Annotated in this window: 22 protein-coding genes, 1 pseudogene and 1 riboswitch; of the genes and pseudogenes, 12 read left to right on the top strand and 11 right to left on the bottom strand. The window is 69.8% G+C overall.

The genetic code is table 11. The annotated features are described in order from the left end of the window. Positions 1–758, top strand: a pseudogene (locus ACIA8E_RS33410) (collagen-like protein); the annotation flags it as partial. A 434-nt stretch (positions 759–1,192) separates the two neighbouring features. Here ACIA8E_RS33410 and ACIA8E_RS33405 read toward each other — a convergent pair. From ACIA8E_RS33405 to ACIA8E_RS33395, 3 genes are all read right to left on the bottom strand, one after another. Beyond that, positions 1,193–2,467, bottom strand: coding sequence for a glycosyltransferase (locus tag ACIA8E_RS33405; RefSeq protein WP_399303803.1), 1,275 nt, complete (start codon positions 2,465–2,467; stop codon positions 1,193–1,195). Further along, positions 2,464–3,069, bottom strand: a complete 606-nt coding sequence (locus ACIA8E_RS33400) for a tetratricopeptide repeat protein (RefSeq protein ID WP_399303800.1) — start codon at positions 3,067–3,069, stop codon at positions 2,464–2,466. Before ACIA8E_RS33400 ends, ACIA8E_RS33405 begins: the two co-directional genes overlap by 4 nt. Before the next feature lie 780 nt (positions 3,070–3,849). Beyond that, positions 3,850–5,022, bottom strand: a complete 1,173-nt coding sequence (locus ACIA8E_RS33395) for an MFS transporter (protein WP_399303798.1) — start codon at positions 5,020–5,022, stop codon at positions 3,850–3,852. Positions 5,023–5,095: 73 nt separating this feature from the next. On the opposite strand from ACIA8E_RS33395, the gene ACIA8E_RS33390 reads away from it, so the two are divergent. Beyond that, the gene (locus tag ACIA8E_RS33390) at positions 5,096–5,902 is read left to right on the top strand and encodes a helix-turn-helix domain-containing protein (RefSeq protein ID WP_399303795.1); all 807 of its coding nucleotides are present in this window, start codon (positions 5,096–5,098) and stop codon (positions 5,900–5,902) included. Here ACIA8E_RS33390 and ACIA8E_RS33385 read toward each other — a convergent pair. Genes ACIA8E_RS33385 through ACIA8E_RS33375 form a run of 3 tightly spaced genes read right to left on the bottom strand, consistent with a single transcriptional unit; the run spans position 5,896 to position 9,296 of the window. Further along, positions 5,896–6,939: a S66 peptidase family protein gene (locus tag ACIA8E_RS33385; protein ID WP_399303792.1), complete on the bottom strand. Its 1,044-nt coding sequence runs from the start codon at positions 6,937–6,939 to the stop codon at positions 5,896–5,898. The two genes, ACIA8E_RS33390 and ACIA8E_RS33385, sit on opposite strands and share 7 nt — an antisense overlap. 48 nt (positions 6,940–6,987) lie before the next feature. Continuing rightward, on the bottom strand, positions 6,988–7,770 hold the full coding sequence (locus tag ACIA8E_RS33380; RefSeq protein WP_399303790.1) for a crotonase/enoyl-CoA hydratase family protein: 783 nt from the start codon (positions 7,768–7,770) through the stop codon (positions 6,988–6,990). Then, positions 7,767–9,296, bottom strand: a complete 1,530-nt coding sequence (locus ACIA8E_RS33375) for a class I adenylate-forming enzyme family protein (RefSeq protein ID WP_399303788.1) — start codon at positions 9,294–9,296, stop codon at positions 7,767–7,769. Before ACIA8E_RS33375 ends, ACIA8E_RS33380 begins: the two co-directional genes overlap by 4 nt. A 78-nt stretch (positions 9,297–9,374) precedes the next feature. On the opposite strand from ACIA8E_RS33375, the gene ACIA8E_RS33370 reads away from it, so the two are divergent. Further along, entirely contained in the window at positions 9,375–9,965 is a 591-nt protein-coding gene (locus ACIA8E_RS33370) for a TetR/AcrR family transcriptional regulator (RefSeq protein WP_399303786.1), read from the top strand. On the opposite strand, the gene ACIA8E_RS33365 is transcribed toward ACIA8E_RS33370, so the two are convergent. After that, the gene (locus ACIA8E_RS33365; RefSeq protein WP_399303784.1) at positions 9,956–10,489 is read right to left on the bottom strand and encodes a GNAT family N-acetyltransferase; all 534 of its coding nucleotides are present in this window, start codon (positions 10,487–10,489) and stop codon (positions 9,956–9,958) included. The genes ACIA8E_RS33370 and ACIA8E_RS33365 overlap by 10 nt on opposite strands. 346 nt (positions 10,490–10,835) lie before the next feature. Between ACIA8E_RS33365 and ACIA8E_RS33360 the strand changes: the two genes are divergently transcribed. The 8 genes from ACIA8E_RS33360 to ACIA8E_RS33325 all read left to right on the top strand — a co-directional run bounded on the left by ACIA8E_RS33360 (position 10,836) and on the right by ACIA8E_RS33325 (position 18,826). Next, positions 10,836–11,435: a hypothetical protein gene (locus ACIA8E_RS33360; RefSeq protein ID WP_399303782.1), complete on the top strand. Its 600-nt coding sequence runs from the start codon at positions 10,836–10,838 to the stop codon at positions 11,433–11,435. Positions 11,436–11,581: 146 nt separating this feature from the next. Continuing rightward, positions 11,582–12,151 carry a DUF5987 family protein gene (locus tag ACIA8E_RS33355; RefSeq protein ID WP_399303810.1) on the top strand — a complete coding sequence of 190 codons (570 nt, stop codon included), beginning with the start codon at positions 11,582–11,584 and terminating at the stop codon, positions 12,149–12,151. After that, a complete protein-coding gene (locus tag ACIA8E_RS33350; RefSeq protein ID WP_399303780.1) occupies positions 12,148–13,743 on the top strand; it encodes a GMC family oxidoreductase N-terminal domain-containing protein in 1,596 nt (531 codons plus the stop codon). The genes ACIA8E_RS33355 and ACIA8E_RS33350 overlap by 4 nt, the downstream gene beginning before the upstream one ends. A 12-nt stretch (positions 13,744–13,755) precedes the next feature. Then, positions 13,756–14,694, top strand: a complete 939-nt coding sequence (locus tag ACIA8E_RS33345) for a hypothetical protein (RefSeq protein ID WP_399303778.1) — start codon at positions 13,756–13,758, stop codon at positions 14,692–14,694. Between the two features lie 121 nt (positions 14,695–14,815). Then, positions 14,816–14,910, top strand: a riboswitch (TPP riboswitch). After that, positions 14,902–16,308 (top strand): purine-cytosine permease family protein, encoded by a 1,407-nt coding sequence (locus ACIA8E_RS33340; protein ID WP_399303776.1) that lies wholly within the window; start codon positions 14,902–14,904, stop codon positions 16,306–16,308. (Overlaps the previous riboswitch by 9 nt.) Before the next feature lie 74 nt (positions 16,309–16,382). Continuing rightward, positions 16,383–17,192 (top strand): hydroxyethylthiazole kinase, encoded by an 810-nt coding sequence (gene thiM, locus ACIA8E_RS33335; protein WP_399303774.1) that lies wholly within the window; start codon positions 16,383–16,385, stop codon positions 17,190–17,192. Further along, positions 17,189–17,866, top strand: a complete 678-nt coding sequence (thiE, locus tag ACIA8E_RS33330; protein ID WP_399303772.1) for a thiamine phosphate synthase — start codon at positions 17,189–17,191, stop codon at positions 17,864–17,866. Before thiM ends, thiE begins: the two co-directional genes overlap by 4 nt. Positions 17,867–18,184: 318 nt before the next feature. Next, on the top strand, positions 18,185–18,826 hold the full coding sequence (locus tag ACIA8E_RS33325; RefSeq protein WP_399303769.1) for a YceI family protein: 642 nt from the start codon (positions 18,185–18,187) through the stop codon (positions 18,824–18,826). Between the two features lie 81 nt (positions 18,827–18,907). Here the strand turns inward: ACIA8E_RS33325 and ACIA8E_RS33320 are convergent, their stop codons facing one another. From ACIA8E_RS33320 to ACIA8E_RS33305, 4 genes are all read right to left on the bottom strand, one after another. Beyond that, positions 18,908–19,870, bottom strand: coding sequence for a PmoA family protein (locus ACIA8E_RS33320; RefSeq protein WP_399303767.1), 963 nt, complete (start codon positions 19,868–19,870; stop codon positions 18,908–18,910). Continuing rightward, entirely contained in the window at positions 19,867–20,982 is a 1,116-nt protein-coding gene (locus tag ACIA8E_RS33315; protein WP_399303765.1) for a Gfo/Idh/MocA family protein, read from the bottom strand. The genes ACIA8E_RS33320 and ACIA8E_RS33315 overlap by 4 nt, the downstream gene beginning before the upstream one ends. A gap of 588 nt (positions 20,983–21,570) precedes the next feature. Further along, positions 21,571–23,364, bottom strand: coding sequence for an adenylyl cyclase (locus ACIA8E_RS33310; RefSeq protein WP_399303763.1), 1,794 nt, complete (start codon positions 23,362–23,364; stop codon positions 21,571–21,573). Positions 23,365–23,454: 90 nt separating this feature from the next. Further along, positions 23,455–23,820 carry a transposase gene (locus tag ACIA8E_RS33305; RefSeq protein WP_399303761.1) on the bottom strand — a complete coding sequence of 122 codons (366 nt, stop codon included), beginning with the start codon at positions 23,818–23,820 and terminating at the stop codon, positions 23,455–23,457. Positions 23,821–24,328: 508 nt separating this feature from the next. On the opposite strand from ACIA8E_RS33305, the gene ACIA8E_RS33300 reads away from it, so the two are divergent. Beyond that, positions 24,329–25,633, top strand: a complete 1,305-nt coding sequence (locus tag ACIA8E_RS33300; RefSeq protein ID WP_399303759.1) for a phosphatidylserine/phosphatidylglycerophosphate/cardiolipin synthase family protein — start codon at positions 24,329–24,331, stop codon at positions 25,631–25,633. Positions 25,634–26,125 lie beyond the last annotated feature (492 nt).

Here is a 26,125-nt window from a genome sequence, read left to right as displayed (position 1 = left end):
ACGGTCTCAACGGCACCAACGGTGCCCAGGGCGCCAACGGCGCCAACGGTCTCAACGGCACCAACGGTGCCCAGGGCGCCAACGGCGCCAACGGTCTCAACGGCACCAACGGTGCCCAGGGCGCCAACGGCGCCAACGGTCTCAACGGCACCAACGGTGCCCAGGGCGCCAACGGCGCCAACGGTCTCAACGGCACCAACGGTGCCCAGGGCGCCAACGGCGCCAACGGTCTCAACGGCACCAACGGTGCCCAGGGCGCCAACGGCGCCAACGGTGTCAACGGCATCAACGGCGTGGACGGCGTGGACGGCGCGCAGGGCCCGCAGGGCGGCCTCGGCCCCCAGGGCATCCCGGGCCCGCAGGGCTCCCAGGGCTCCCAGGGTGGCACGGGCGCCCTCGGTCCGCAGGGTGCAACAGGTGCGCAGGGCCAGATCGGCACCACCGGCAGCCAGGGCGCCCAGGGCCTCCAGGGCTTCCAGGGCGTCCAGGGTTCCCAGGGCACGACGTCGCTCAACACCTACGTCGTGACCGGCAACGCCGCGACCGGCGTCCTGGGGGTCGAGTCGACCGCCCTGTGCAACGCGGGCGACGTTGCTGTCGGCGGCGGATACAACTCCAACGCCGTCACCATCAATGTCACGCAGAATGCGCCGGTGTTCACCGGTAGTGGCCCTGCCACCGGGTGGCAGACCTCCGCCACCGTCGGCCTCATCACCGACACGCTCACCTCCTTCGCGATCTGCCACACCGAGCTGTAACCCCATGTGAGAGGTGGTGCGGTACCGGCTGTCCGCTTCACCGGGAGTAAGTGACGGTGCCCCGAAGCTTCGCTTCGGGGCACCGTCTGCTTTTCGTGCGACGGCCCCACACGACAGCACCAGCGCGAACAGGCCCTGCCTGCCGGCAAGATGCCGCGGCCCTGAGTGGCGTGGATGGCGCTCGTAGTACGTCCGCCGGCGACCGGCTCGAGCGCGGCCGCGGCCGTGTTGCTCGGCGGGAAGTCCCGCCGGCCGCATCCGCACGCAGGACCCGGTCCTGTCGAAGTGCCGGGCCGAGTCTCCGAACGGCAAGTGCACGGCCCAGCCATCAGGAGCGCCTTCACGTCCCGTCCGGCCCCTTCGAAACGCCAAAGAGGCGCCCGGCCGGAGCTCTCAGCTCCCGCCGGGCGCCTCGGACATGCCCTTGGACCGTCCTAGACCTTCAGGGGTCCGCCGCATCGTGCGGCGCCGTCCTTCACCGCGATGAGGTTCGCCACGACGTAGGAGATGTTGTTCTTGGAGTGCCAGTCGGTCGGGTAGTAGGTGACCAGCCGTGAATTCTGGAACCGGGCCTGGATCTCGGGCACGAAGGTCCGGTACTGGTTGTCCGTGTAGTACCAGAAGGAGTTCTCGTTGTAGAAGGCGACGTGTGTCGGATCCTGGTACGCACCGCGGCCGTCCGAGCTCGGGGTCATGGTGAGGAGCATGCCCCCGGGCGCCAGCAGCCGGTACAGCTCGTTGATCAGCGGCACCTTCGCGGGCACATGCTCGAGGAAGTCCACCGCCCGCAGCAGGCCGACGGAGCCGTCGGGCAGGTCGAGCTTCCCGGGCAGGGTCGCGACGAAGTCGACGCCCTCTCCCGGGTACTGGTCCACGCCCATGTATCCGGGCGGTTTCCGGTGAGCTGCGCCGAGGTCCAGCGCGAACAATCCGTGGCGCTGGGTCCAGGCCAGGGCGTTGGCCTCGATGTACTTGTCGTACAGGGCGACCGTCTCACGCTGGATGTGTGCGTTGATCTCCGGATCGCGCTGTGTGTTCGCGGGGTGGATCCGCTGCAGGTACAGGCAGCGAGGGATGTGGTGGAAGTCGCCGGCCTGGAAGAGACGGCACATCAGGTCCTGGTCGTCCAGGACCGAACGGGTGGCGTCGTATCCGCCGACCTTCTCGTAGACATCCTTGCGGAACGCCCGGACGTGGTTGGGCGCGTACCAGATGTACGCGACGTTGTGCGGCGTCGGAGCCATGGACAGAGCCTGCAGCAGCCGACGGCCGTCGACGCTCACATCCTCGTACTGCCAGCCGTGCTCCTTGTTGAAGCGGCTCTCGTCCCGCCCGCCGTCCTGGGTGATCTGCGCGGTGTTGCTGTACACGAAGACGGCCTCGGGGTTGCCGTCGAACGCCTTGGCGAGCTCCGCCAGGCACGCCTTCGCCAGAAGATCGTCGTGGTCGAGTTCCACGAGGATCTCCCCGCGTGCCAGTTCACAGGCCCTTCGCTTGGCGGCCCCGACGCCGTGGACGTCGTCCGCGATCTCCACACGGACACGCTCATCGGGGAACTCCGGCCGCCATCGGGCCCCGTTGTTGAGCAGGACGATCCACTCCCAATCCGAACAGGTCTGTGCCTGCAGGGTGGTCAGGCACTCATCGAGGAATCGCGGCCTGTGGCTGGGGGTGAAGACGGAGAACCTCGGTGTCGCAGTCGACGTCATTCGGTAGTACCTGCTTGGCTAGTTGAAGGTGATGGGCTTGCGGAATCCTGGAATGGTTCCGGAACGAAAGAGAGCAGCTTGGGGTCGGCCGCAACAGCGCGGCCGAATGCGTCCTGGGCCTCGTCGTCGCGGCCTTTCTTCGCCAGAGCCTCCCCGAGGTGCAGGTAGGCCGTGGAGGCCTTCGAGTTGTGGGCAACGACACGCTTCAGGAGCTTGATGGAGCGGTCGGGCTCGCTCGACTTGAGCAATAGCGCCTCGTTGAAAAGGGCGGAGTCGAACGACGGATCGATCTTCAACGCCTTGTCATAGGCTGCGCGGGCATCAGCCTTCTTGCCGTCCCGCTGCGCGATGACGCCCAGGTTGTACCAGGCGATCTTGTTGTGCGGATCCAGGGCCACCACCCGCTTGAAGCTGGTGGCCGCCCCGGAGAAATCCTGGTACTGCGACTGCATAAGGCCGGCATTCAGAAGCGTCTGCGCCTCCACGACGGTCCGGGCTGCTGATTTGGCCTCGGAATCCGAGGTGCCGGCCGGCTGGGACAGAACCGCCCAGACTGCTGCCCCGGCGGCAACCACGGCCGTTGCGGCGAGCCCTGTCCACAATCGCCTACGTTTCACTTGGTCACATCTCATGGAGTCGGTGTGGGATGGGATGGAATGGATCCGGCTGATACCGAACGGCTGACACGGGCGCCCGAGGGCGGTGCCGGAGAGACCGGAGACCGAACCTCCGTCATTGTCACCAAAGTTACGAGGTGACCGTTATGGCGTCACGATTCGTCAGGGACTTAGTGCGTACAGACCACCCGAACGTACGCATCCAGGGGCGTCATTCACTTGAAGTCCATGACGCGAATCTCGGCGTGGCACCGGATTCTTGAGCGGGCTGACCGGTAATTCGTCCGCTGACGAGGGTGGCCATCGTGGTCAAGAATCTGATGATCTGCATGAGACGGCCTCATTGCCACACGTGACGCAGTGTTCTCCGCATAATGAAGTCCGGCCAATGTTCTGGCGAGTTCGCCGGATCAGGCGTCAACATCGGTCCACTGCAGGGCGAGCACTGCTGCCGCTGCGCGGTACGCCGTGGGACCTGGGCGCGGGGCTCAAGTCGCTCGTGAGCCAACCACCGGGCCGGCGCCACGAGATGCAGAACACTCGAAGGGGCCGACGACTCGTTCCATGCCGGTATCAGCATCGGAATGTGTGACAGTATCGGCGGCCCGTGGCGACGTCATCCGACACCGACCTGATCGGGGTGCCGGTCGACCCGCTCGACGCCCCTGTCACGCTCGCCAAGTGGTGGGCCGCACCGGCCCTCAGGCGCGCGTTGAGTTCAGGCGCACGTATGACGCCCTCATGCCCTGCGCCCCAATTCCGGGGTCACACACGACATGTGGTCGAACCGAACAGGCGACGCGCCGGCAGGACCGCGACGATCAGCCCGGCCGCCGTGGCCGCGACGCCCGTGCCGACCACCGTGGACCAGCCGCCGCCCGCCCAGGCGGCTGTTCCGACGAGCGAGCCGACCGCGATGCCGAGGAAGCGGAACGTGAAGTAGAGGGTGTTGAGGCGGTTGTGCAGAGCGCGATCGAGAGTGAACAGAGCGGTCTGACAGGCGGCTTGGCTGCCCCAGACCCCCACATCCAGGACAACCACACCGGCGATGAGCCACCCGAGCCCGGTGCCGCCGGGCAGAAGTACGAGCCAACCCACGGCGACCAGGCCGATCAACGTGGCCAGGGCGCCCCGATGCCCGAGGCGGTCGGCCAGCCGGCCGGCGTACGGAGAAGCGAGGGCGCTGGCCGCGGCGACGAGACCGAACAGCCCGATCACGGTCGGTCCGAGGCGGTAGTGCCCCTCCAGCAGAAACGTCAGTGCGGTCCAGAACGCGCCGAACGCGATCCCGACCAGCGCACCGGAGAGCGTGACCCGCCGGACCAACGGGTGGCCGGCGAAGAGGCGCGGCAGCGAGGACAGAGTCGCCCGGTAGCCGATGTCACCCGCGGCCGGGACGTGCCGCAGCGTCCGCCGAAGCACGAGCATCAGTAGCAGGGTCAGCGCAGCGGAGCACCCGTAGACGGCCCGCCATCCGACCAGTTCGCCCAGCGCCCCCGCGTAGGCGCGGGAGGCGAGCACCCCGATCAGCAGACCGCCTTGTACGGTGCCCACGATCCGTCCGCGGCCCTCGTTCCCCGCGAGCGCGACGGCGAGCGGGGTGACGAGCTGCGGGACCGGGGAGAGCAGCCCGACGGCGAAGCTCGACACGATCAGCGCACACATGCCGGTCGACACCGCGCAGGCGACGAGCGCGAGCGCGGACGCCGTACCGAGGCCGAGGATCAGCCGCCGCCGGTCCCGGCTGTCACCGGCGGGCACGAGCAGCAGGATTCCTGCCGCGTAGCCGAGCTGGGTCGCGGTGGGTACGGCCCCGAGTACGTCGGGCGCAACGCCGAACGACGAGGCAACGGCCCCCAGCAGCGGCTGGTTGAGATAGATGTTCGCCGCGGTGACGGCACTGGTGGTGGCGAGCAGGACTGTCAGCTTCTGGATCACATGCGTCGACGCTAGGCCGACCCCGTACTGGCATACTTTCGCCGGAGTGCCAACACCTGTCGAGAGTGCGCCAATGTATGGGAAGAGCGAGCAGCGCGACGACTACCAGGACGTGTCGAGGCCGGTCGCCGCGATGGCGCGCGATCTGCCGGACGGGCATCACATCCCGCCGCACGAACACCGGCGGGCGCAGCTGATCTACGGCACGACGGGTGCCATCACGGTCGTCACCGACCATGGGGCCTGGGTGGTTCCCGCCACCCGCGGAGTCTGGGTCCCGGCCGGTCTCAGCCATGCGATGACGTGCGCGGGCGCGGTCGCCATGCGTACGCTCTACATCGAGCCCCAGCCGGACTGGCGGCTGCCCGCCGACCCCACGGTCGTCTCGGTGTCCCCGCTGCTGCGTGAACTCATCGACGAGGCGACGCGGCTGCCCGTGGAGTACGAGCGCGCGGGCCGGGACGGCAAGGTCATGGAACTGCTGCTCCTGCTGCTCGCACCGCGCCCCGTTCCCGCGCTGCATCTTCCCGCCTCCGCCGATCCTCAGTTGCTCGGACTGTGCGACGCGATCCGGCAGGCGCCGGGCCGGCCGTGGACGACGTCTCTGGCCGCGGCGTACACGCATATGAGCCCGCGGAGTCTGCAGCGGAGGTTCACCGCGTCGACCGGTCTGAGCCTGGCCCGCTGGGTGCAGCAGGCCAGGCTCGTCCATGCGGTGACACTGCTCGCCAGGAACACCCCGGTCACCGCTGTCGCCACCGGTCTCGGCTACGCGACACCCAGTGCGTTCACGGCGATGTTCCGCCGCGCGCTGGGCACGACCCCTTCGGCATACTTCGCCGACGGGGAAGAAGCCCATCGGGACGCGGGGCCTCAATAGGTCACGACGATACGGTGGGCGGTCCCGTCGACCCGGATGTTCCCGCCGTACGGGATCACCACCTGCGGGTCCGTGTGGCCGAGGTCGACATCGAGGACGGCCATCGTGTCGGGGGCGTACTCGCTCAACGCGCGTAGAACCGCCTGCCGTTGCTCCGCACGGAACCGGTCCCCCTCCTCGGCGCCGAGCGGCTGTGCGAACGACCAGCACTTCGCCCGCCCCATGATCAGCGCGGGGAACTGCCGCAGGAGTCCACGCTCCCCCATGCTCCGCAGAATCCGGTAGACCTCGTCGGCGGAGGGCATCTCCTCGGACGTCTCCAGGAAGAGCACGCTGCCTGCGTAGTCGCCGACCGGCCGGATCTCGCGGTCGGCCATGAGTAGCCACGCCAGAATCTCCAGGTTGCCTCCCCAGCCGGGCCCTTCGACGATCCGGTCGGCGTTGTGCCAGATCCAGTCGTCGGCGGGTCGCATCTCGGGCTCGGAGCCGAAGGTCCGGGGGTCCTCCCAGCGGCGGTTGACGTGGTCGGTCTCCTTGGCGGGAGTCAGTTCGTAGGTGCCACGGGTGAAGAGGGCCGCTCGCAGGGAGTCGGCGGTCAGAGGGTGCATCGCACCGGGGCGTCCGAGTTCGACCATCACCGACCCGCCGTGGTAGCCCACGATGCCCAGGTTCCGGAGGAGGGCCAGCAGGTTGGTGTTGTCGCTGTACCCGAAGAACGGCTTGGGATTGGCGCGCAGGAGCTCGCGGTCCAGGTGTGGAAGGACGGTGAGCTGGTCGTCACCACCGATGCTGGCGATCACCGCCTTGATCTCGGGGTCGGCGAACGCCGCGTGGATGTCGGCGGCCCGCTCGGCCGGGGTCGACCCCATGGTGCGCGTCGTCGGATACTCCACCACTTCGAGCCCGAACTCGTCGCGGAGTCTGCGCAGTCCCAACTCGTAGGGCAGAGGCAGAATTCCGGGAAGCCCGGAGGACGGGGAGATGACGGCGATACGGTCGCCGGGGCGGGGTTTGTCCGGGTAGCTGGGTGTCGTCATCCGGCGAGCGTAGGACGAGCCCGTCTCCGGTGTCAGCCGGGTTTCGGCTCACTCGTCGAACGACCCGTGGCGGCCCGCACCGCCGCCGAACCGATCGGCACCGGACTGGGTCTCCCCCGCGGTCAGCGGAACCAGGCCGTGCCGGTACTCGGCCGCCAGGGCGTCCGGCTCGGAGAGGCCGTGCTGTTCGCGGACGGACAGCCTGTCGTGACGGAGACACAGTTGGGGGAACGCGGCGATCTCCCGGGCGAGTTGCTCCGCGGCGCGACGTGCTTCACCGGTCGGCACGACCCGGTTGGCGAGCCCGATGTCGTACGCCTCCGTCGCCGGGACCGGACGGCCGGTGAGGATCAGGTCCATGGCGCGGCTCTCACCGATCAGGCGCGGCAGCCGTACCGTGCCGCCGTCCACCAGGGGGACGCCCCAGCGGCGGCAGAAGACACCGAAGACCGCGTCCTCCTCGGCGACCCGCAGATCGCACCAGACGGCGAGTTCCAGGCCGCCGGCCACCGCGTGTCCGGAGACCGCGGCGATGACCGGTTTGCTCAGCCGCATCCGGGTGGGCCCCATGGGTCCGTCGCCCTCGGCGTGGACCTTGTTGCCGCGTTCCGTGCCGATGCCCTTGAGGTCCGCTCCGGCGCAGAAGGTGCCGCCCTCTCCCCACAGCACGGCGACAGATGCGTCCGGGTCGGACTCGAACTCGCGAAAAGCGTCCGCGAGTTGATCGGCTGTCGGCCCGTCGACGGCGTTGCGGACCTCGGGCCGGCTGAGAATCACCGTGAGGACGGGGCCGTCGCGCTCGATCCGTACGACGGGGTGTCCGGTCGTCACTTTCCCTCCCACAGGGGGTCGCGCAGGGCCCGGCGGAGGATCTTTCCGACCGGCGAGTACGGGATGGTCTCGACGAAGTGCACGGTCTTGGGCACCTTGTAGCCGGCCAGCCTCGCACGCACATGATCGCGCAGGGCCGCTTCGGAGACCGCGGCACCGGGCCGCAGTGTGACGAAGGCGGTGACGGCCTCGACCCAGGTGGCGTCGGGGGCACCGACAACGGCGCACTGCCCGACCGCGGGGTGGCTCGCGAGGGCGTCCTCGACCTCGCGCGGGTAGACGTTGTATCCGCCCGTGATGATCATGTCGCTGCTGCGGTCGACGAGGTGAAGGTAGCCGCGGTCGTCGAAGCGTGCGAGATCCCTGGTGCGGATCCAGCCGTCGTCGGTGAGGGTCACGGCGGTCAGTTCGGGCGCGTCGTAGTACCCGGCCATGGCGAACGGTGCCTTGACCCGGACCTCGCCGATCCCGCCCGGTGCGACCGGCGTGCCGTCCTCGTCGGTGAGGACGAGCCGCGCGTCGACCGCCGGGTGTCCGGCGGCGCCGAGCAGTTCACCGCCCTCGGCATGGTCGTCCTTGTCGAGCACGGTCAGACACAGCGGCGCCTCGGTCTGTCCGAAGTACTGGACGAACTTGGGGCCCCAGGCGTCCAGTGCGTGCTCGATGAGCGGGCGCGGCATCGGGCTGGCCCCGTAGACGACGGTGTGCAGCCGGGCGAGGTCGGCACGCTCGGCGTTCCCGTCGGCGAAGAGCATGCCGAGCATGGTGGGGACGAGGTTGACTGCGGTCACCCCGTAGCGGGCGATGGCCGCCAGGTACTCGTCCGGGTCGAAGCCGCCGAGGACGACGGAGGCGCCGCCCCGTACCCAGTAGGGCAGCACGAAGGTGCCGCTGGCGTGGATGAGCGATGCGGCGTGCAGCATCACATCGTCGCGGCCGGGTGAGACGAGGTTGGACAGGATGTTCGCGCTGATCGCGGCATAGCCGGCCTGTGTGTGCTGCGCGGCCTTGAGGGTTCCGGTGGTGCCGGACGTGTAGAGGATCAGGATCACGTCGTCCGCCGCCGCAGGCAGCATCGGGTCTGCGGGGCTCGCCTCGCGCATCGCCGCCAGCAGGTCGAGGTGGCCGGCCGGGTCGGGGCTGCCGAGGCACGCCAACGCCAGCCCCGGTACGGCGGAGCCGAGTTCGAGCGCACGCTCGGCGAGTTCCGGCCCGTACACCAGAAGGGTCACGCCGGTGTCCTGGAGCATGCGGGTGTGTTCGGCGGCGGAGAGGCGGCCGTTGAGGGGAACGCGGGCGGCCCCGGCCTTCAGGCAGGCGAAGTCGACGGAGATGGACCACAGGCCGTTGCCGAGGAGCAGCCCGACCCGGTCGCCACGGCCGACGCCCAGTCCTGCGAGGACGTGGGCCAGGCGGTTGGCGGCCTCGTCGACCTCCGCGTAGGTGAGGGAACGGTTTTCGAAATGCACGGCGGTACGTCCTGCGAAACGCGCGGCACCGCGGCGAACCAGGTCTACGGCAAGCATGCGCCGGACGATAGACCCGCCACATACAGTCCGTCCAGACTGTTTGTTGGTTCCCTGTCCTGTCGTACGCTCGCTGCCATGCCCGCTCCACGCCGCACCCAGCAGCAACGCCGGGAGGAGACCCGGCAACGCCTCCTCGATGCCACGATCGACTGTCTGGTCGAGCACGGCTTCGCGCGCACCACGACCCAGCGGGTACAGGAGCGGGCGGGCGTCTCCCGCGGCGCGCTGCTGCACCACTTCGCCTCGAAGGCCGATCTGCTGGCGGCCGCCACCCACCATGTCGCCGAGTTGCGGCTCGCGCACATCCGCGCCGAGACGGACGGCGGCGCACAGAGCCGCGAGAAAGGGCTCGCCCTGCTGCGCACGGCGATGTCGGGCCCGTACTTCCTGGCGGGCCTGGAACTGTGGCTGGCAGCGCGCACCGACGCCGACCTCAGAGCGGCACTGCTGCCGGCCGAGCGGGACGTGGGCGCGGCCCAGCGTGCGGTGATGGCCGATATCTTCGGCCCGGAGACAGCGGCGCGCGAGGACTTCGCCCTGCTCTGCGAATCACTGCTGGTCCTGCACCGCGGCCTGGCGCTCACCGGCGTGCTGCGCGAGGATCCGGCATTCGACGACGAGATGCTGCGGCTGTGGACAGACCGGTTTCTGGGGGCTCAGTCCTGAGGCTGTGCCCCCCGCAGATCATGGACGTACCAGTTGAACAGGGTGCCGTCCGCTTCCGCGACCTGCTTGAGGTAGGTGAAGCCCGCCCGCCGTGCGACCGCCACCGACGCCCCGTTCTCCGGGTCCACCTTGATCACTCCCTGCGTCGCACCGGCGACCGCCGCGTAGCCGCGGACCAGGGCGACGGCGTGCGTCGCAAGTCCCTTGCCGCGCCAGGCCGGATAGAGGCCGTACGCGATGTTGACCTGTCCGGGGGCCAGGGCCGCCGTGTCGAACCGCAGGTCGATCGTGCCTGCCAGCACCTTCCGGTCCCCCGCCCGTATCCCGAAGGCACGCAAGGGTCCGTCGGCAGCCCACTGTTCAGTGCAGTGCGCGATGTACTTCTCGACACCGGCCCGAGTGCCGGGACCGCCGCTGAGCCAGCGGACCAATTGCTCGTCCTCGCCCGCCAGATGGGCGTCTACATCGTCCAGGCGCAGGGGGGACAGCGTGACGACACCGTCCGAAAGCTCCATGTCTCGCATGCCGCGACTTTCGGCTCCCCGGCGCCCCGTCCGCAATCGGATATCGCGCCGCACCGGCGGAGGGCGGACCGCCCGATCCCCCCGGCAGGCGGGAGCGGGGGCGCCGTCCCCGGGTGCGGGGTCGGTCGGACCGAGGCGGCAACCTCATGCACAGGAAGACCGACATCCGAGGCATGACGGGACAGCCACGCGTCCGGATGGTGTGTCGGCGCCCTTGCCTCTCCACTCATCCGGATCACCTCCGTCCCATGGGTTGCGCCGACGGCGTGCAGCGATCAGGATGCTGACTGCTGTGACCGCGGGTAACCGTCGCCCATCAGGGCTGGTGCGTGAGGAAGGTCCTGCTGTGCCCGTACTCCGTCGCACGACGAAAGCCCCCGGCGCCCTGTTCGCAGGTGTCCGCCTCACCGCCCTCGGCGCGGTGGTGGCGGCAGCCGCCGCGCTGCTCCCCGCCGCTTCAGCCTCGGCCGCAGAACCAGGCGTCGGCGGTTACACCGACCCCTCGTACGCCTCCGCGTGTACCTTCCACCGCTACGGCGAGGGCGAGACGCCGCCGCTCTCCCTGTTCGGCGCCGACCCACTGTGCGTGGAGTACGCCAAGCGGGACATCACCGTGACCAACGGCGGCGCGGCGCGCTTTCTGCTGGCCGAGCCGGCGCGCTTCGCGCTCGCTGTACCGGCCTGCCGTTACTGGCAGTTGGACCATTGGAGCGTGCAGGCCACGGCCGGCGGAACCGAACTGGTCGGCTGGGACGGCAGTTACTGGTTCGACAAGGCGGAGGGCAGCGCCGCCGCGAGAGTACGCAACATCACCGTCGCCGGGCAGCCCGCGCAGGCCGAGGACGCCGCGAAGGTGATCCGGCCCTACGACGCCCGGCTCGCCGACGCGCTTGTGCGCGACGCCACGGGTGTGATGGTGCGGCTGCCGGTGAGCGGGCTGTGTTGAGCGAACCTCCCGCACATCCCACTCGGCGCCGGCTGATCGTCGGACTGACCGCCGCCGTGGCCGCCCTACGGGCAGGGGAGCTGACCGCCGGGGCCGCGCCTTCGGCGCCCCTTGTCCCCGAGCCGGTCCCGGTGGATCGGGCCGGGCTGCTGCCCGCTTCCCTCCTGCTGCCCGACCCGACGACCGCCACGCTGGAGGCGTTTGCGGACACCATGGTCCCGGGCGAGAAGCGGTACGGCGGTGACGTGGCGATCGCCGGGGCGGCCCCCGGTCCCGGCGCCGTACAGGCGGGGGCCGTCGAGCTGCTCAACCTTCCCGATCTCGGCATCGGCGTACTGCTGCCCGAGCTGGCACTGCTCGTCAACACCCGTGTCCTCGCCTATGCGGCCACCCACGGCCGGGTCCTGCTGCCCACTCAACCTCCCTTCGTGGCGCTGCGGTTCGCCGACCGCACCGCGCTCGCCGGAGAGCTGCTCACGCCCGGCGCCCCAGACCGGCAGCTGTACGCGCTGCTCGCACTCTTCGCCGCCGCGGCCTTCGACACGGCAGCCCATCTGCACACCGCCGTAGCCATCCGGCAACGCCACCCGGGCCTGGCCTGGATCGGCTTCCCGGCGCCCGGCGCCGACGGACTGTGGCGCTTCCCCGACTACTCGTACGGCAGAAGGCTCGCCTCCGAGCACCCTCTCACCACCCCCGGAGGGCACCCCGCATGAGCGCCATCGAACGCACCGACGTGCTGGTCATCGGCAGCGGCTTCGGGGGCGCCATCCCCGCCTACCATCTGGCCGCGGGCGGCGCCGAGGTGGTGATCCTGGAACGCGGACCGCATTTCACCGCCCCCGACTTCACCCATGACCTGCGCCTGGGCAGCTATACCCGGATCGTCGACCTCGTGCAGGGCGACGGCATCACCGTCGTCGCCGGGAACTGCGTCGGCGGGTCCAGCGTGGTCTACTTCGCCGCTTCGCTGCGGGCTCCGGGCTTCGTCTTCGACCGCCGCGGCAGTCTGGGCCACCGCCTGTGGCCTTCGACCCTGACCCGCGCCGCCCTCGACCCCTGGTACGACCGGGTCGAGGAGGCTCTGCCCGTCGCCGAGCAGAGCTGGGACCAAGTCCCCTATCCCGGAGGGCTGTTCGCTGCAGCGTGCGCGCGTGCGGGCCGCACCTGCAACCCTGTGCCCGTCGCCGTCGACCTGGCCCGCTGCACCAACTGCAACTGGATGCTGAACGGCTGCCACTTCGACGCCAAGCGCTCCATGCTGCTGAACTACCTCCCCGCCGCGACCGCGCACGGCGCCGAGATCCGCCCGCTCCACGAGGCGCAGACGATCGCTCCCGCCAGCACACCCGGTTACCGCTACCGCGTCTCGTACACGCAGCTCGACGCCGGCGACTACCGGTTGCCGGTCGGCGTGGGGGCGATCGAGGCCAAGACCGTGGTGCTGGCCGCGGGCGCTCTGGCCACCCCCGTGCTGCTGCAGCGCTCGGCTCCCCTGCTCGGCGGCGTCCCGCAAGCCGTCGGGCGCTACTTCTCGGGCAACGGCGACCGCGTGTCCATCGCCGACGTCGACGAAGGCAAGGTGCGCGACCTGCTCGGTCTCGAGCGCGCACCGGGCGTCCCGTACCAGGGCTTCCCCATCGGGAAGCCCATCGGCTCCATGTCGTACGACCGGCTCGACCCGGCAGCGGCGGAGTTCACCCGCTTCTCCCTTCAGCAGATCTACTTCCCCGGCATCACCGACCTGCTGGCGCAGGCCACTGACGCCCCGGCGACGAGCTGGTTCGGCGTCCACAAGAAGGAGATGCGGGCACGCTGGCCGTCGTGGCTCTCCGTGCTCGCCATGACGGAGGACGACAACGAGGGCGTCTTCGGCCCGCCGCCGCCCACCGGAAGCTCGACGCGCGTGGCCACGTCGCTCTGCCTGTCCACGCTGTCGTACCGGCCGACGGCGAACACCCTGCGCGGCTGGGCCGCCGCGGATGCCGAGGCCCGCGCGGTGCTGGAGCGCGACGGTCTTGCGCGGGTGCGGCCCTGGAGCGAGAACGCCGCCGGGTCCGTGAGCGCGCACCCCCTCGCCTCCTGCCGGATGGGTGACGACCCCGCCACCTCGGCGCTCGACGAACGCGGCGAACTACGAGGCCATCCCGGCCTGTTCGTCACGGACGGCTCGGCAGTACCGACCTCGCTCTGCGTCAACCCCTCACTGACGATCGCGGCGCTGGCCGAACGGGCCTGTCCCGGCATCGTGGAGAGCACCGCCGAGGCAGGCGTTCGCGCACGGTACGGGGCCCCCGCGCCCCGGTGAAAGGAATCCCTCGTGAACTCGCTCTACCCGCCGCGGATGACCGGCCGTCCAGGGCGGCTCGAAGTCTGGTACGCGACGTTGACCGATCCTCGTACCGGTACCGGCCTGTGGATCCACCACGAAGTGGTGACGCCCAAGCACGGCGGCCCGGCCCGGGCACATGGCTGGATATCCGTCTTTCCGCCGGACGGACCGCCGGTCACCGAGCGGTTCGGGGCCCCGGAATCCCCGCCGCCCCAGGGCGAGGCGTACTTCGCGGTGCCGGGCGTGCGGGCAACGCCCCGGCTGCTGGAAGGCACCGCGGGCGCGATCACCTGGCGCCTGACGGTCACCGGCGGCGGAGAGCCCCTCTACACCTTTCCGCGCTGGTCCTGGCAGCGTGAGCTGCTGCCCGCCGCCCAGATCGTGCCTGCCCCCGACGCCGTTTTCGACGGGGAACTCGTCGTCGGGGAGCGGCGGTTCACCCTCTCCGGCGCCATGGGAGGCGTCGCCCGGATCGCCGGTCACGGCAATGCCCAGCGATGGGCGTGGCTCCATGCGGGCCTCGGCGGCGGGGACGTACTGGAAGTGGTGGCCGCCGTCGCCCGCCGTCCCACGATGCGGTGGCTGCCACCGCTGCCCATGCTTCAGCTGCGGATCGGTGGCACCGACTGGCCGCGCGACCCGTTGCTGACCGCCCCACTGCTGCGTGCACGGATCGGTCTGCCCGACTGGTCGGTCGCAGGCGGCACCGCGCGGCGCAGGCTACGGATCGATGTGACCCAGGACCCGGCCGACTGTGTGTCGCTCTCCTACACCGACCCTGACGGAGCGACCGCCACGTGCACCAACACGGAACGTGCCACCGTCGACGTGATCGTCGAACGCCGCACCGGGCTGCACCGCTTCGAGGTGGAACACCGCTGGCATCTGGATCGCACGGGTCACGCGGAGGTGGGGACGCGACCGTGAGCACGGCGCGCCGCCCCCCGTGGCGCGGACCGCGCATCCACGCCACGGACGAACCCACCGAGTCGTCTGCCACACAGACCTCGGTGCAGGTGTTCAAAGGGACCGGGTTAGTCTGACCGTCGTACCGGACACGGGGTGCCCTATCCGAGGGCTGAGATCACACCCGTCGAACCTGAACCAGTTCGCACTGGCGGAGGGATGTCTTTCATGCCGTTGACGCATGTTTCCGGCGGGCTGCCCGCCGACGGCCGGCAGACCGTCTTCGACGGACGGATGCCGGCGGCCCCCGGCGACCTCCGCGTCGAGACGCACGGCATCGAGCCGGTCCCCGAGAGCAACCGTTACGGCGGTCCCGGGCGCCTGTTCACCGTGTGGTTCGCTCCCAATCTGACCATGACCGGCGTGTTCACCGGCACCGTCGGCATCGCCCTCGGCCTGGACTTCGCCACCGCGCTCGCCGCCGTCGTGCTGGGCACGGTGCTCGGCGCGGTGCCCACCGCCTACCTGGGCACCTGGGGGAGCCAGACCGGTGCCGGGCAGCTGCCGCTGGCCCGGCTCGCCTTCGGCCGGGCCGTGACGGTGCCCGGCATCCTGCAGTGGCTGTCCTCGGTCGCCTGGGACGCGCTGATCGGGCTGTTCGGCGGGGACGCGCTCGCGCGGCTGTGCGGCTGGCCGTTCTGGCTCGGCGTCCTGGCCATGATGCTGGCCCAAGGCGCCCTCGGCGTCCTGGGCTACGAGGCCATCCACCGGCTCCAGATCGTCATGACCTTCGTGCTCGCCGCCGCGTTCGCGCTGATCGCCTGGCGGCTGCTCGACGGTGTCCATCCGGTCGGCGCCGGCACCGCGCACGGCGCCGACCAGGCCGGCGCGTTCGTCCTGACCAGCACCATCGCGCTGAGTCTGGCCCTGTCCTGGGCTCCGTACGCCAGCGACTTCAGCCGCTATCTGCCGCCCACGACCTCGCGCCCGCGCATGTTCTGGTTCACGCTGCTCGGCCTCGTGGTGTCCTTCGTGGCCGTCCAGGCCCTCGGGTTGCTGGGCGCGTCCGTGCTGACCGACCAGACCGCCGCAGGGGTGGACAAGCTACTGGGCGGTGGGGTGTTGGGCGCGTTCGGGCTGCTCGCCGTGGCGCTGGCTGCGCTCTGCAGCAACGCCATGAACGACTACAGCGGTTCCTTGGCTCTGCAGACCGTCGGCGTGCGCCTTCCGCGCCCGGCGGCAGCCGCTCTCGCCGCCGTCCTCGGCTTCCCTCTGGTGCTGTGGATGCACGCTGCCGACACCACTGCCCGCTTCCAGAACGTGCTGCTGTTCGTCGGCTACTGGATCCCCGGATTCGTGGCGATCGTCATCGTCGACTGGATCGCACGGTCCCGGGCACGGGGCGGTGCGGCGATCGACCTCGCCGCCGAGACCGCCCGGCCGCACTCCGGATGGCCCCCGCTGCTGGCATTCGCCGTCGCCTTCGCCGCGGCCGTGCCGTTCATGGACACCAGTCTGTACGTGGGCCCGGTGGCGGCCGCCCTGCACGGCGCCGACCTCTCGTACTACGTGGCGTTCCTCGTGGCGCTCGCCGTCTACGCGCCGCTACGGCTACGCCATCGCCCGCAGGACTGACCTGCCGCCGGCCGACGGACCCCGACGTCCGTCGGCGCCCGAACGACATCCCCTCCCCCACGGAGCGAAATCCCATGCCCGTTGCATCCGCCGATCACACCGCCTTCGTCCCGCAGGCCCTCGCACGCGTGCGGACGGACTCCCCTCTGGTTCAGTGCCTGACGAACTCGGTGGTCACGGGCTTCACCGCCAACGTCCTGCTGGCGCTGGGCGCCTCGCCGGCCATGGTCGACATTCCGGAGGAGGCCGGCCCCTTCGCCCGGGTCGCCTCCGGTGTCCTGATCAATCTCGGCACCCCGCACGCGGAGCAGCGCTCCGCCATGGTCGAGGCCGCACGGGCGGCGGGTTCGGCCGGCACGCCGTGGGTCCTCGACCCGGTGGCGGTCGGCGCGCTGCCGGTGCGCACCGCGCTGGCACGAGAGCTCCTGCGGCTGCGACCGACTGTGATCCGGGGCAACGCGTCCGAGATCATCGCACTCGCGGGCGCGGGCGACGGCGGCCGCGGCGTGGACTCCTCCGACGGCGTCGGGGCCGCCGAGGAGTCAGCACGCGAGCTGGCGCGTACAGCCGGCTGCGTGGTCGCCGTCTCCGGGCCTGTCGACTTCGTCACCGACGGGGTGCGCAGCGCTCGGATCGCCAACGGTGATGCCCTGTTGACCCGGGTGACAGGGGGCGGCTGCGCGCTGGGGGCGGTGATGGCGGCCTTCGCGGCGGTCGACAAGGACCGGTTCGCCGCGGTGGTGGCCGCCGTCACCGCGTACACGGTGGCCGCCGAGCTGGCCGCGAAGGAGGCCTCCGGGCCCGGCAGCTTCGCCGTCGCCTTCCTGGACGCACTCGCCGCGCTGGAGGAAGCGGACCTCGCCGAGCGGGTGGCTCTCTCGTGACCGCGGCACCGGTGGATCTGTCGGTCTACCTGGTGACGGACACGGCCCAGTGCGCGGCGCGCGGCCGGAGCGTGGCCGAGACCGTCGTCCTGGCAGTGGCCGGGGGCGTCACCGCCGTGCAGATCCGGGAGAAGCACGCCACCGGGAGGGAGTTCCTGCACACGGTTCTGGAGGTGGCCGCCGTCCTCCCCGACCGAGTGACGCTGATCGTCAACGACCGGGTGGACGTGTTCCTGGCGGCCCGCGCCGCCGGCGCACGCGTGACGGGTGTTCACGTCGGCCAGTCGGATCTGCCGCCGGCCGCCGTACGCGAACTCATCGGAGAGGACGCGGTTCTGGGCCTGAGTGCAGCCACCCCCGATCAACTGCGGGCCGCCGCCGAGGATCCGGCGCGCGTCCACCACGTCGGCATCGGCGCGCTGCATGCGACCCGGACCAAGGCGGACGCCCCGGCCCCGCTCGGCCATGCCGGCTTCGCCCGCCTCGCCCGGCTCAGCGACCTGCCCGCCGTTGCCATCGGCGGCATCACCCCGGCCGACCTGCCACGCCTGCGAGACGCCGGGGCGGTGGGAGCCGCCGCCGTCTCCGGCATCTGCGCCGCCGAGGACCCCCTTGCGTCGGCCCGCGCATACGCCTGGGCATGGACCCGTGTCCGGGAGGAGACCCTCGCATGACCGCGCCCGGCCACGTGCTGACGATCGCCGGATCCGACCCCGGTCACGAGCCGGAATTCAGCCCGGCCCGCAGTCGATGCCGACGCCGGGCACCCACGGACTGAGCATGCTCACGGCTGTCACGGGACAGCACTCCCTGCGCGTGGCGCGCCCCTCGCGACGTTCCGGGCGACGGCGTGGCACGCATTCCCGTGGAGGACCGCCGGTGACTGACCGTACCCGTACAGTGTTCCGAGTTGTGAAAGTCTGTTCATACATGAGCGGGTTTCCCACCCGTGACTTGTGCGTGCGACGTACCGCCGAGTAACAACATGTCTCATGAACTTTTTCAGCCGCGGCACCACGCTCCGACGCCCGGCGGCGCCCGCCGCTCCAACGACCCCCGCTGCTGCCGTGATGCCGGATCCCGCCCTGGCAGCTCTCAGCGGAGAGTGGATGATCGACCCCGCCCACAGCAGGATCGGTTTCTCCGTGCGACACGCCATGGTGACGACGGTGCGCGGATCGTTCGGTTCGTACGAAAGTCGCCTCTACTTCGACGGCCGGAACCCGGCACGCTCCCGCGCGGAGATCGTGCTGCACACCGCGAGCGTCGACACCGGGGTGGAGCAGCGTGACGCCCACCTGATCGGGCGTGACTTCCTGGACGCGGCGAAGTATCCGCGGATGAGCTTCGCCAGTACCGCCGTTCAGCTCATGGGCAAGGATGTCTACCGCATGACCGGCGACCTCACCATCAGGGGCACCACCCACCCCGTGGAGCTGGACCTCACCTACATCGGCCATGTCACCGACCCGTTCGGCTACGAACGGGTCGGCTTCGACGGCACCACCACCATCAACCGCTCGGACTGGGGCCTGACCTACAACGCCCGGCTGGCGGAAGGCGGGGCGATGGTCAGCGAGCGACTCCGCCTCCAGTTCGACATCGCCGCGATCCGTTCCACCTCGGAGCACTGACCCGGACGGGAGGTGTCTGGGACAGGCCGATCGCGCCTGGCAGCAGACGGTCCGGTCCCGGCGCCGCGTCGGTGTCGGGGCTCACCACGCCAGCCTCTTCAGCCGGGTGGCCACCTGCTCGCGGTCCCAGGCGCCGTCGGCGACCACGACGCGGTACCGGTACTCGAAGGACTCGCCGGCCTCCAGCGCGAACTCCTCGAAGAATGCCCAGGAGAACGCGACGGTCGGGATCGGCTCCGCGCGCACGAACCAGTGCGAGGCGTGGATCGCGTCCGCGTTCCAAGGCGCGTGCGCGAACATCAGCGTCGAGTGGCCGTCGACGTCGTCGTGCTCGCCGGTGAACGCCAGCCACGGGCCCTGCGTGCCCATCAACTCGCCCTCGGCCTCCGGGCCGAAGACCCGGCCGGCGGTGAAGTCGCGCGGTCCGCGCCACTGCAGACCGGTGTACCCGGCCATCTCGCGGCCCGCCGTGGTCGGTGAGCCGAAATGCAGAGCCTCGCCGTCCTCGCGGACGTTGGTCAGCCGGATCGACCAGTCCACGGCGTACGAGCCGGTCGCCGGGTCCACCGCGTGCACCCGCACCCCGCGCTGCTCCCGCGCCCACTCGGCGCCGCCGTTCTCCATCCAGGTCAGCCGCTCGGTGAAGGACAGCTCGTCGGCGCATACGTCGATGGCATCGAAGCCGTCGTGCCGCATCGAGCCGATCAGCTCGTGCAGTTCCAGATAGCCATTGCCGTGGACGTAGGAGTGGCCGCCCCAGAAGTTCTGTCCGGACAGATGACTTGCCGTCATCTGCAAGCCCTTGTGCCAGCGGTGGTCACTGGGCCGGTAGCCGGAGACAAGGCGGCCGGTCAGAGTGCGCAGCGGGTGGACATACGGCTTGCAGGCCTCGTACGCGACCGGGTCGGGCCGGTACACGTACGAGAACAGCTCTACGCCGTTCGCGGCGGCGCGCACGATGATCCGCTCGCCGTGGACGTGCGTGACCTCAAGGGCGTCCGGGTTCTTGGGGGTTGTGCTGCTCCTCGCGGCTTCGCTGCTCACCGCTTCGGGCTCCAATCCGGCTGGTTGCCATGCATGGCGGCGTAGAACGGGTCGCCGGGGCCGATCTCGCCGGCCTTGACGGTGCCGCCGGTGAACGCCGACTTGTACAGCGCGGCCGCGAATTCCAGGGTGCTGCGGGCGTCGGGGCCGCTGCCCGGCGGCCGGATGCCCGCGGCGTGTGCATCGAGCAGCGCGGTCAGTTGCGCGGTGTGCGAGCTGGGCACGTCGGCGGTGGGCGCGGGCGGCTGTGTGATGCCGGGGGCCGAGGTGTAACGCCAGTCGCCGTTCGAGTGCCCGTACAGATGGGTCAGTTCGACGGTGGCCCGCTCGCAGTCGATGCGGATGCGGCTGGCCTCGTCGGGTGAGAGAACAGAGTTGACGACGGTGGCCAGGGCGCCGCCCGCGAACCGCACGAGCGCGGTGGACACGTCCTCGCTCTCCGTGTCGTGCACCAGGCGGGCCGCCATCGCGCACACCTCGGTCCACTCACCGAGCAGGTGCAGGAGCAGGTCGTACTGGTGGATGCCGTGGCCCATGGTGGGGCCGCCGCCCTCGCTGGCCCAACGGCCGCGCCACGGCACCGCGTAGTACGCGGCGTCGCGGTACCAGGTGGTCTGGCAGTGCGCGACGAGCGGGCGGCCGAGCGTGCCGTCGGCGAGCAGGGAGCGGGCGTGCACGGAGCCGGAGCCGTAGCGGTGCTGGAACACGACGGACGCGTACGCACCACTGGCGCCCTCGGCGGCGGCGATCTCGTCGTACTCGGCGAGCGACAGCGTCAGCGGCTTCTCGCAAAGCACCCAGGCGCCGGACTTCAGGGCGGCGACGGTCTGCTCGCGGTGGAAGGCCGGCGGAGTGCCGATGAGCACCAGATCCGGTCGGTCCGCCGTGAGCATCGCGGCGAGATCGGTATGCCCGGCGACGTGCCCGAAACCGGCCTCGGCGGCCTGGACTCTGAACGCGTCGAGCCGGACGGGGTCCACGTCGACGGCAGCGACCAGCTCGGCGCGGTCGCGCAGGGCGGCGAGGGCGGGCAGATGACTTCCGGTGACGATCGCGCCTGTGCCGACGACGGCGGCACGCAGACGAGATCCCGGACGAGAGGGGGATGACATGCGGGTTCCTCGGCGAGCGGGTGGGAGAAAGCGCTTTCCGTCAGTGGGACCCTAACCACGATCCAGGGACGCGGACAAGGCCCCCGACCAGTTCACGGCGCATGGATCGATCACGGTGGCTCGCGAGGCGTCCCGCACTCGGCGGACATGACCGTCCCGAATGCAGGGCGTGCGACGCGCCATGCTCCGCGGCACGAGTGCGGCGGCGGGGAGGGGGCGGGACGTCAGCGATGTGCGTGTCCCGGCGGGGGCGAGGCGGCACGCGCGCCCGGACGCCGGCCCTCGCGATCGAGACCCCGATGGCTCAACAACGCCGTTGCTCAAGGGAGTCGGCCCACGAGAACCGAGACGATGCCCGGAGACGATCAGGGTCACCGGCGAACACCCGCTTCATGAGCGCTTGTTGTGCTCATCGCGAGGCCTGTACCCCTGGGGGCCGCACAACAGGACCGGGAACGCTCCCGGTCCAGGGGTCGGCGAAAACCGTCTGCCGGCGAGCGCCTCGCTCACCCTCCGTCGGACCCCGCGGTGACCGCTATCGGGCGGGTCCTTGGGGACCTCGCCCGATAACGTGGCAGCCGCGGCCCGTCAGACGCTCGCGACGCCGTTCGTGTAACTCTTCATGTTGAACGTACCGAAGCCGTTCTGCACGGGGTCACCGGTGTCGTTGATGCAGTGCAGGATGCCGCCGCCGCCCGCGCCGTTGAGGCAGACGGTCATCAGCGAGGTGAAGACGACGCCGGGGGTGTCGGGGACCTCATAGGCGCGATCGGTGTAGACGTCGGCGTTGAGGTTGAAGAAGCAGTAGCTGCCCAGGCCCCAGGCGTGGTGCTCGGTGACGTGGTCGCCGACCTTGTAGGCGGCGTAGCCGTTGGTGTTGCCGTGCTTCCAGGCGGACTGCGTCGGGACGTCGTAGGGGTGCTCGTTCTGGAAGAAGTAGGTGCGGCCGTGGTTGCCGTTCCAGAGCACCTCGTACTTCTGGTGGTGCTCGACGAACAAGCCGTAGGCGGTGACCCGGTCGCCGTTGACGAGGAAGCCGGTGCCGGCGGGGTTGACCGACCAGCCCACCGTGCCGTCGAGGCCGTGGTCGGCACGCCAGGCCCAGACGTGGTCGACGATCACGTCGTTGCTGTCGATCTGGATGCTGACCCCGGTGCCGCCGGCGACGGCGCCGCCGATGCGGGGGAAGACGTCGAAGAGCACGGTGGGCCGGTCGGAGTGGTTCCTCCGGCTGAAGCTGTTGCCGACGCGGAGCAGGACGGGGGAGCTGGGCGAGGCGGCCTCGAGGATCACGCCGGCGACGGAGACGTCATCGACGTCGGCGACCTCGATGAGCGAGTTGCCGTGGACTGCCTGGAGGGTGGCCAGGCCCAGGCCGAGCACGACGGTGCCGGGCCGGAACACCAGCAGGGGGGCGGACAGCGGGTAGACGCCGGGCGTGAACAGGAGGTGCTTGCCGAGGGCGAGCGCCAGGTTGATGGTGGCGGCGGAGTCGCCGGGCCGGGCCACGTGGAAGTCGGACAGCGGGATGCGGCGGCCGGCAGCCGGTCCGTGAGCCCAAGAGGTGCCGGTGCTGTTACGGCGCAGCGCGGGCACGAAGACCTGGTAGTCGCCGTGGCGGTCGACGGTCAGGAACGGCTTCTCCCGCACGACCGGGGTGCGGTCGACGGTGGTGTAGGGCGGCGTGGGGAAGGACGTGGCGGGGGCGCCCTCGACGCCGACGAAGACCATGTTCCAGTTGGAGCTGGTCCAGCTGCCGATGGTGTCGTTGCGCGACAGCCACTGCTGCTGCGAGCCCGAGTTCACCTGACCGTCCACCACGCTGTCGGCCAGGTAACCGCCGCTGGACCACCCGTTGCCGGGCGGGCTCGGCATCAGGTTCATGTCGCCCTTGACGTGGACGCGGCGCAGCGGGGCGGCCTGGGCGACCGCCCAGCGCTCCAGCCCGTCCGGCGGCACGATGGTCAGGTTCTCGGCGGACCGCCAGAAGTTCTGGGTGCCGTTGCCGTCGAACCACTGGGCGTCGACCGTGACGTGCCCGTTGATCACGACGTCCGAAGGGCTCTCGCCGAGCCCCAGCACGTGGGTGTAGAACCCGACGTTGACGTCGACGTTGTAGGTGCCCGGCTTGAAGGCCAGGGCGTACCGCTCGGTGCCGAACTGGTTGGGCGCCTGGGCGGCGAACACGGCGTCGACCTGCGCCTGGATCGCCGCATCGCCCATGGACGGGTCGAAGACAAGGACGCTCGGGCCCAGATCGACGGGTCTGTGCGCGGGCGACGAGGCAAAGGCCGATCCGGTGGCGATGCTGCCGGCCAACGGTATCGCGGCAGCAGCGGCCGCCCCGCGAAGCACTGAACGGCGAGTGGGAATGACGGACACGGCTCTCCCTGATGGGGTGGATGGGGAAGGAGAATGCGGCTGGTCCTGACCGAGAGAGAGCGCTCTCAGAGACGAAGTGAATCATCGTGGTTATGCAGCGTCAATAAACGGGACCGTCATAACTCGGCTGGACGGGCCGGGGTCAATGGCCTTGAAGTGCTCCCCGTAGGCGGCCAGGGTGTCGGACTTGCCGTTCATCCGTCGCAGCCGTCGGTCTGGGCGACCGGCTTCGACCACCTTGTGCCCTGCCCGGCGAAGGAACGAGGCCAGGGTGGCGCCGTAGGAGCGAGTGCCCTCGATCCCGAATACCAGGACATGCCCGAACGAGGTTGCCCAGTCCAGCAGTTGCTGGAACCCACCGGTGCCGGTGGGAATCGTCAGGCTTGCAACGATTCCACCGATCGTGTCCATCACGGCTGCGACGTGCACGTGCTTGCGTGTGTCGACGCCGATCACGACGAGCCCGGACCCGTGCTGCTCGTTGATTCCTGACCGGTTCCCGGCGAACGGCAGTCACGAGGCCCAGGTGGTGCTTGAACACGCCAACATGGGGGACTGTTGGGATTCGGTCAGGGGGTCATCGGACGCGCTTCGGGGATGGATGGTCATGCTGCCCTTGCCTTCCCAGCCTTGCCCGGGGTGAAGGAGTTTGCCGCAGTCGTGGCAGCGGACGCGTCAGACGGAGGTGGCGGCAGGGGCGCGAGCGCCGGCCCGACGGCATGGACGGGTCGCTACGCCAGGCGATTGTCGCTCCCCACGGTGACCACTCATTGGTCGACCAGCAGAGCAACGCCCCGCGGTTGCTCCCCTACTCAAGGAATGCGATGCGCAATGCGGGAGTTTCACGTGATTTTCGGAACAATCGGTGGAACAGTAGTAGATTCCGCTGACGGCGGCATCGCTCCTGCGGGCCACTTGCGGCAACCCGACTCTTCATCATCAACAGCCCAGCAAAAGGCGGCCCATGAAGCGAACGTTCACGTTGATCACCGCGCTGGTCGTCACCGTAATGTCACTGACAACGGCGCACGCCGCGGTCAAGAAGGCCAAGCCCCCGCTCAGTTGCGAGTCTCGGACGTTCACCTCCAGCCCGGGCCCGCGCTTCAACGACCCGGAGGACCCCGCCGCCCAGATGAAGATCATGGGCCCGATCATCGAATCGATCAACAGCGCCAGCTGCGGGCAGACCGTACGCGTCGCCATGTACTCGATCAGCATCGCACAGCCGGGCCCGGACTTCGCCAACGCCCTTATCGCCGCGCACCAGCGCGGCGTCATCGTAAAGGCGCTGATGGACGCCCACAGCGACAATACGATCTGGCAGTCGATGGTCACCGAGTTGGGCAACGACCCGCGAGCCTCCAGCTTCGCCGCGCTGTGCCCGGGCGGCTGCCTGTCCCACTTCGGCGGCTCCGCACTGCACGCGAAGTACTACATGCTCAGCGGCGGGCTCGATGCGAACAGGACTGTGACCGTCAGCAGCGCCAACCCCACCTCCGCCCAGGCCAGCACCGCGTGGAACAGCAGCGCCACCGTCAAGGGCAACGTCGACCTGTACAACTCCTACGTCCGCTACTTCACCGCCATGGCTAGGGGGGCGATCTACGGCCCGGGCCCGCTGGCACCCGACTACTACAACTCCACCAGCGCCACGGCCGCCAGAAAACTGTCCCCGCCCTCCTACCAGTGGCCCAAGGCGCGCACCAGAAGCGACACCTGGGTCGACTTCCTGAGCAACATCAAGGCGCCGGCCACGATCAACATCGCCATGTTCCAGTGGACCTCTCACGGGCAGCCGGGCGACCGGAACTATCTGGAGCTGCCGAAGAAGCTGGTGAGTCTGGCACGAACCGGCGTCAAGATCCACATTCTTATCACCGCCGGCCAGGTCGATGACAGCGTGCAGAGCTACCTGAAGAACCGGCCGAATATCGACGTGCACGACACCACCCACGGCACCGACGTGAACGGCAACGCTCTGCACTACACGCACGACAAGTACATGATGGTCAGCGGCGGTTACGCGGGTGCGGCCGACTCCAGGCTCGTGTTCGTCGGGTCCTCGAACTGGACGAGCAACGGCGTCTGGCACAACGACGAGTCGGACCTGAAGCTGATCGGCCGGTCCAGCTACGACACGTTCATGGCGGACTGGCAGAACCAGTACGACCACTGCTGCAAGACCGTGGCGCGGCAGTTGAGCGCCGAGGAGCGCGCCGAGAATTCGGCACGAGAGATTCCGATCGATCCGAGGCAGGTCCGGGAATAGGCATTCTCGGTCCGAACAGTGCCAGTGAGCTCCAACCTGGCTGGTCCGGCGGATAGTTGGGGTGAGTGGCGTCCGGACGTGAAGATGCTCCTGATGGTCGAGGTCACGACCAAGATCGCCTGTCCACCAGGAGCTTCCGCGTGCTTGTCTGCCCAGCCGGCGTCGATCGTCCACCTCGGCTCTGCGCTTCCTCGCCTGTGAGCTCGCCGCACGTTCGCCGGGAACAGGGCACGCGCTGGGCGTCGGCTGTCCGCCGGACGGCAAGCGCTGCTGGTTCTGGGAGGTGGGCCATCTGCTCCGGGTCAGCGAGCGGGACAGGCAGCGGCCGGAGCGGACGGGCGTTGGCGATGCGCTGGTGAGGCCGACGGCTGTTGTAGAACTGCTCGAACTCTCGCAAGGCATGCAGGAGATGGCGCCGGCCCCAGACCGAGGTGCAGACTGGGCGGGAACAGGCCGCAGTTCGAGCCGACCCGATCGAGTGTTCCTGGCGGC

This window comes from Streptomyces sp. NPDC051664 (genome assembly GCF_044453545.1).
Classification (GTDB): domain Bacteria; phylum Actinomycetota; class Actinomycetes; order Streptomycetales; family Streptomycetaceae; genus Streptomyces.
This window is presented reverse-complemented; position numbering and strand designations above follow the sequence as displayed.